The organism is Bartonella sp. AD328YNZD, assembly GCF_042196425.1.
In genome coordinates this window covers 1-5,906 of sequence record NZ_JBHIQG010000145.1, presented here as the reverse complement: position 1 = coordinate 5,906, position 5,906 = coordinate 1, and the positions used below count along the sequence as shown (strand labels likewise).

General features: G+C 34.1%; 4 protein-coding genes and 1 tRNA gene. 1 reads left to right on the top strand and 4 read right to left on the bottom strand.

Going from position 1 to position 5,906, the window contains the following annotated elements; translation table 11 throughout:
* A partial coding sequence (locus ACFIO3_RS07525) for a fumarylacetoacetate hydrolase family protein (protein ID WP_375704269.1) occupies window positions 1-218 on the bottom strand: 218 nt, incomplete at its 3' end.
* A 289-nt stretch (window positions 219-507) separates the two neighbouring features.
* Complete coding sequence (locus tag ACFIO3_RS07520) at window positions 508-2,082, bottom strand: TerC family protein (RefSeq protein ID WP_375608265.1); 1,575 nt, start codon at window positions 2,080-2,082, stop codon at window positions 508-510.
* Between the two features lie 436 nt (window positions 2,083-2,518).
* On the opposite strand from ACFIO3_RS07520, the gene ACFIO3_RS07515 reads away from it, so the two are divergent.
* Window positions 2,519-2,594: transfer RNA gene (locus tag ACFIO3_RS07515), tRNA-Lys, on the top strand.
* A 1,638-nt stretch (window positions 2,595-4,232) separates the two neighbouring features.
* Here ACFIO3_RS07515 and ACFIO3_RS07510 read toward each other — a convergent pair.
* Together ACFIO3_RS07510 and ACFIO3_RS07505 are read right to left on the bottom strand one after the other, a co-directional pair.
* On the bottom strand, window positions 4,233-5,183 hold the full coding sequence (locus tag ACFIO3_RS07510; protein WP_375608266.1) for a YbhN family protein: 951 nt from the start codon (window positions 5,181-5,183) through the stop codon (window positions 4,233-4,235).
* Between the two features lie 24 nt (window positions 5,184-5,207).
* On the bottom strand, window positions 5,208-5,906 hold a 699-nt coding region (locus ACFIO3_RS07505; RefSeq protein ID WP_375704268.1), incomplete at its 5' end, for an NAD-binding protein.

Sequence of the window (5,906 nt, the reverse complement as noted above, 5' to 3'; positions counted from 1 at the left end):
TCTTTCTCTGTGACCATGAAAGTGTCCTTTGAGATTCTGAGCACAATTTCAGTTTCAAAATGGATTTCTTTAGAAAAATTAGGAAGATAAATTTCATGACCTAAAATGAGAGAACTATTTGGTTTGCTAAAGATAACAGGTTCATCTTCAACAAGATTGCCCATTTCATGAGCATGTTCAACATAATTGAGTCCAACACAGTAAATGTCATTTATCATATCAGATCTCCCAGTTTTTCATTTTTCTTTGTATATACAACAGATTGATTTCAATAATAATTTGGCATTATTCATACTGAATAGGAATCTTGAATAGTTTAAGAAGCTCTCATTCCAAATTATCAATGAAAACTTTTTTGCACTGAAAATTCGTTGATAACTTAACTCTTGTACATTCATTATTTCACGCTTAAAAAAATATGACAATACAATTAAGTCATCAACTGCCTATTTTTTTACTTTCTAATTATAAGAAAAATCCTTTTATTTACCTTATTTATTAAAAGAATTAGAATTCGTTTTTTTCTGGTAACGCAAGTGGAGAAATAAGGACTTTAGATATGTTCCGGCGTTCCATTTCGATAACTTTAAAGCGTAAACCATCCGTTTCAAAATTTTCCCCCTCATTCGGTAAATGACCAAATTGCCAAAGCATAAAGCCTGCCAGAGTCGTATAACGATCTGCTTCATCAACAAGATTACGCCCAAGATAACCACTTAAACGCCGGATATCAGCATACCCCTCTACAAGAAGACTTCCATTTTTAAGTTGTTCTGCGATCATGAGTTCTTCATCGTCATCAGGAAAGTCACCTGCAATAGCTTCAAGAATATCGGTTGGTGTTGCAATCCCTTCAAAAGACCCGTGCTCATCAACAATAATTGCAAGCTGAATCGAAGAATGACGTAATTGCTCCATCAATCGTAAAACACTTGTATTTTCATGAACAACAAGGGGCTCTCGCATCGCTTTTTTCCAATTAATCTTTTTTCCCTCAGCCAAATTCAAAAGAAGATCTTTTGTCAATGCAACGCCAACAAATTCATCCACTTTTTCACGCGCGAGAATTAAACGGCTATGTTTAACTTTTTGTAATTCTTCACGCATTTCATTTTCATCAGCATTTAAATCTAACCACTCAATCTCATTACGTGGCGACATAATAGAGCGAACAGGACGATCAGCTAAATCGAGAACGCCACGAATCATCTCTTTTTCTTCTGGTCTAAATAACTCAGAAGCTGCGGCCTGTTCAGCAATAACATCTACAGTCTCAGCAAGATTACTATCTTTGCTTCCTCCTCCTAAGAGCCTCAAAACAGCATCTGCTGTTCTACTACGTAGATCATTCGTTTTAATCATTTTTTCACGGTTACGACGTCCAATTTGATTAAAAGCTTCGATGAGAACAGAAAAACCAATAGCAGCATACAAATACCCTTTTGGAATATGAAAACCGAATCCTTCAACAATAAGCGTAAAACCAATCATCATCAAAAAACCAAGGCAAAGGATGACAATAGTGGGATGACGATTAATAAAACGCATAAGAGGGCCAGATCCGCACATCATTACTGCCATAGCAGCAATCACTGCGATATACATAACTGCTGCCTGCTCTTTTGCAATCATACCTGTTGCGGTAATAATACTATCTAGTGAAAAAACAGCATCCAGCACTACTATTTGAATAATTACTTGCCAAAAAACAGCATAAGCAACGCCTGTTTTTCTTTCATGTGATACTCCTTCTAATCTTTCATGGAGTTCTAAGGTTCCCTTTGCCAGCAAAAAAGCTCCACCACCAATTAAAATAAAGCTATGCCAACTAAAGACAAAAGATGAAAGTGAAAGAATTACCGTGTCCAGCCTCATAACCCATCCAATAACTGTAAGAAGGAAAAGCCGCATCATTAATGCTAAAGTAAGACCTATAAAGCGTGCACGGTCACGCAAATGCAGAGGCAATTTTTCAGCTAAAATTGCAATAAAGATAAGGTTATCTATTCCTAAAACAATTTCGAGAAAAACCAACGTGATCAAACCAAACCACGCATGCGGATCAGCGATCCATTCCATCATTTCTTACCTTTTAAAAGCTTAAAAGCACGCGATTGACAAAAAAAATCCATGGGCTTTTATTTGTATATTGAATCATGAACATTGAATGCAAAAAAACTGATACTCAAAGAAAAAAATAGCAAACTATTGCTTAAATGCATATGAGTATTGATAAAACAAAATGATGCTCCAACTCGCCTACAACCACAAGAAGGTTCCTCTAAATTTTGCTCGGGCATTATGCTCGATGATCCTCCAACTATAGGTTTTGTATAACAATCAGAACATTTATTATAGAGCTTCTTATAATGGGTTTATTTTTATATAAGATCAAGTGGTGAATATCATATTTTTAATCTTGCGGACAATGAGGCTATATAAAAAACAACAAAATATCTAGACATCCACTCTTAGGAGCGTTATAGAAACGCTCATTCTCATTTTTTGAGAAACTTATGGGTGATTAGCTCAGTCGGTAGAGCAGCTGACTCTTAATCAGCGGGTCGTGGGTTCGATCCCCTCATCACCCACCATTTGGTTTTATACCATAAATAACTTATTGATTGCGTATTTTTTTAGGATATTCAATAAAATTTAAGAGTAGGATTTCCCCATATGCAGTTGTTTAAGGGTAGTTTGTTGATATAGCTTGTCATCATTTTATATTTTAACATTCGCTTTTGGACCAATTTATTTTTTTAAAGAGAGCTTAAAAATCCTTTGATGTGTCTTAATTTTTTAGAAATCGCAATTGGTGAGGAGAAGTTTCTTATCAACAATTGTATTATTTAAAGAATTATAAGAAAACTGTTCTCATTTCTTTTAATATAAAGTGACTAAAAGTTTTTTGGAGTTCTGGCCTATTGTTTAAAAACAGAACAATCTTTCTCTTTTAGTTGTGCAAGTAGGTAACGTAGATATTGTCTGATAACTCTCGCACTTAAACAAAAAATTTCTGTAATAATCATTGGTACTCTAATAGTCGGATCAAGGTCAACAAAGTGTTTAGCGGTCCAGTACAAGAATAAAATCAGGTCAGTTTAACGGATCAACAGTAATATCTGCTAAACGACAGAAAATAAGCTTTCATGAGGCTTCAAGTTTTAAAATATTAAACTGTTCAGTTACTCCTGTTAAAGCTTAATTGTTAAAAATATAGATATTGAAAAATCCGCTAAAATTATATAATACATTGATTTATAATAATTAATTATTCTTCTTTTGAATAAGATACTTTAATATCGTAGGCTTATTTTATTTCAGTCTCTTTATAGTCAATCAATTAAAATTATTCATTTTTTGTACTTCATAAGTGGGATAAGGGTAGGGATAAAGACTATTGAAGAAAAGAATGTAAATGTCTTTTATTAAGGTTTTCAAGTGTTAAAAGGTGCCATAAAATTGGAAGTGAGAAATAGTATAATTGTGCTGGCTTTCTCTTTTATTGAGCATAAAGATGGTGGTGCATAATGGCTTTACTATCGTGCCATTTACGGGGGGGGATCATGTAATGGTGGTGATGAGCGCTGAGAGAGGTTTCTTAAAAAAAGCGTGTGAATTGGCAACGAGATGATATCTTGTTCCTTGTGAGAGGCGTGATTCTATTAAAAAACGCGATGAATACAAAGTGTGATACGATATGTGTACACATTATATTTCTGTATTTTTCAGAGATGAAAATTTCGTAAAAATTTTTTCTAGATTTTTGTATGATCATTTAGGGGAACTTATTGAGGGTTATTGAAGTGTTCTTGCTCATCATGCTTTCTCTTTTTCAAACAATAAAATGAAGTTATTTTCAGATAAAGCTTTTTAATTTTGCGTATTTTTTTCTGCAAAAAGTTTTGCAATCATGTGCTTTACCCAACATAAAAATCGATTACACGATGAAATAGCTGCTTTAATATTCAAGATTAAATGTTAATTGAAGGTTATAGCAATGATTGTTTTTCTATACGGATATATATTTTTAAGTTTATGAGAGCTTTTTTGAAGAAAAATATTTCTATGTTTTTCGTAGAGCAAGATTCTTATAAAGAATGCACTCAAAATTTCAATGTAAAAAAGATAAATATAAATAATGACTGTTTAATCCACATATACAATTGAACTTAGCATGACTATATCATTGATATGAACAGCAAAAAAAATCATTGATAGTTTTTATTTATTCAGGTGGTGTTTTTAGGGGGACTTTTCCAGTATTGTTGCACTTCAAAAATGGCAACCACAAATAATGAAATGATGAGCGGTATGATCAAATAAAGTATTCTGAAGACAATAAGGGCTGCGATAACATCGGTTGGATTTATATTGGGCATGCCTGTTATGAAGAGAGCTTCAAGAACGCCTACTCCTCCTGCGGGAGCATTGGAGAGAAGAGTGATCGTAAAAGATGCTAGAAAAACACCAAGAACAGAGATAAAATGGATATCTGCATTGTTTGGAAGAACAGCATATATAATTCCTGCTGCTCCTAAAAGCTCTAAGGGGCTAATGAGAAGTTGTTGAATAACAATTTTTAGCCGTGGATAGGAAAGTTGAATTTTTTTGCTTAAGCGTAAGGGTTTCAACTGAAGCCAGCTGCCAAACGTATAAAGTGCTATACAGCTGAGTAAAATTGCTCCAACCGTTGTTCCCAACCATTCAGGAAGTTCTTCATGAATAAGGGTGATAATTTCGGGTTGCAAAACTAAAACGATTCCCAAAAGTAAGATTGTGCCGATGACAAAAGTAAAAGAGCAAAAACCTACTAATATTGCGATTTCTGTTCCATTTAATCCTTTCATTTTATAGGCACGATAGCGCACGACAGCACCAGAAAAAACTGAAGCGCCAATATTATGTGAAAGTGCATAGGTCGTAAATGAACATATAGCGATAAAAATCCAAGAAATTTTATGGCCCAGATGTTGTAAGGCAATCCGATCATATCCAGCAAGAGCAGCATAAGCTAGGAGAGAACATAAACAGGCTAATAACCAATGCTGTGCATTTAAATTGCTCAAGCGTTCCAATACATCTCCAAACGAAATGGCAGAGAGCTTTATATAAAGAATCCGAATAGATATCAGCATTGCTAAGATACCAATTAATGGCCATATAAATTGCTTTATTTTCACGCGTCTTTATCCATTTTCTGTTTTTTATAAATTTTCATGATTGAGCACATTCTTTACAGAGCTTTGTTCCGTTATATGCTCTATAATGCCATTTGCAATTTCTTCATCATCCGTTACTACAACATCAGCACCTAAATCAACGAGATAAGCTGTTTCTGTATCGGATAATGCATGCGTAATTATCTGGATATCCTTCTTCATATCACGTATATTCACTATACATTCTCCTACTTCAATGGTACTTCGCATTGTAATAACAACTTTGTGTGCGCTATTTATATTTGCTGCGGTCATTGTTTCTTGTTGAATGATATTGCCACAAATAGCCTCAAAGCCATCTGCAATTGCTTTATCAGAGAGGCGTTTTGATTCTTCTACGATCACTATAGGTTTCCCTCTGTTTATTAAAGATAATGCAACACACTTACCGATACGACTATAGCCAATAATTACGATATGGTTGTTTTTTAAGGTTATCGGTAAAAAATCTTGGTCAGGATCTTTGGGATCAATATCAATAATTGTTTGGGTATTTTGTGAAGATGCAGACAATTTTTCTAGATGCTTTTTAATTTTGTTACAGACCATGAAAACAAGAGGATTGAGTAAAATAGAAAAAATTGCTCCTCCAAGAATTAAATCATGGGCGTCATTGTTTAAAAGTCCTAAGCTTAAACTTAAACCAGCAAGGATAAAGGAAAATTCTCCGATTTGGGCAAGGCT

Excerpts from the sequence above, each read along its gene's own strand:
- ACFIO3_RS07520 (WP_375608265.1), bottom strand. The coding sequence starts at position 2,082 with ATGATGGAATGGATCGCTGATCCGCATGCGTGGTTTGGTTTGATCACG.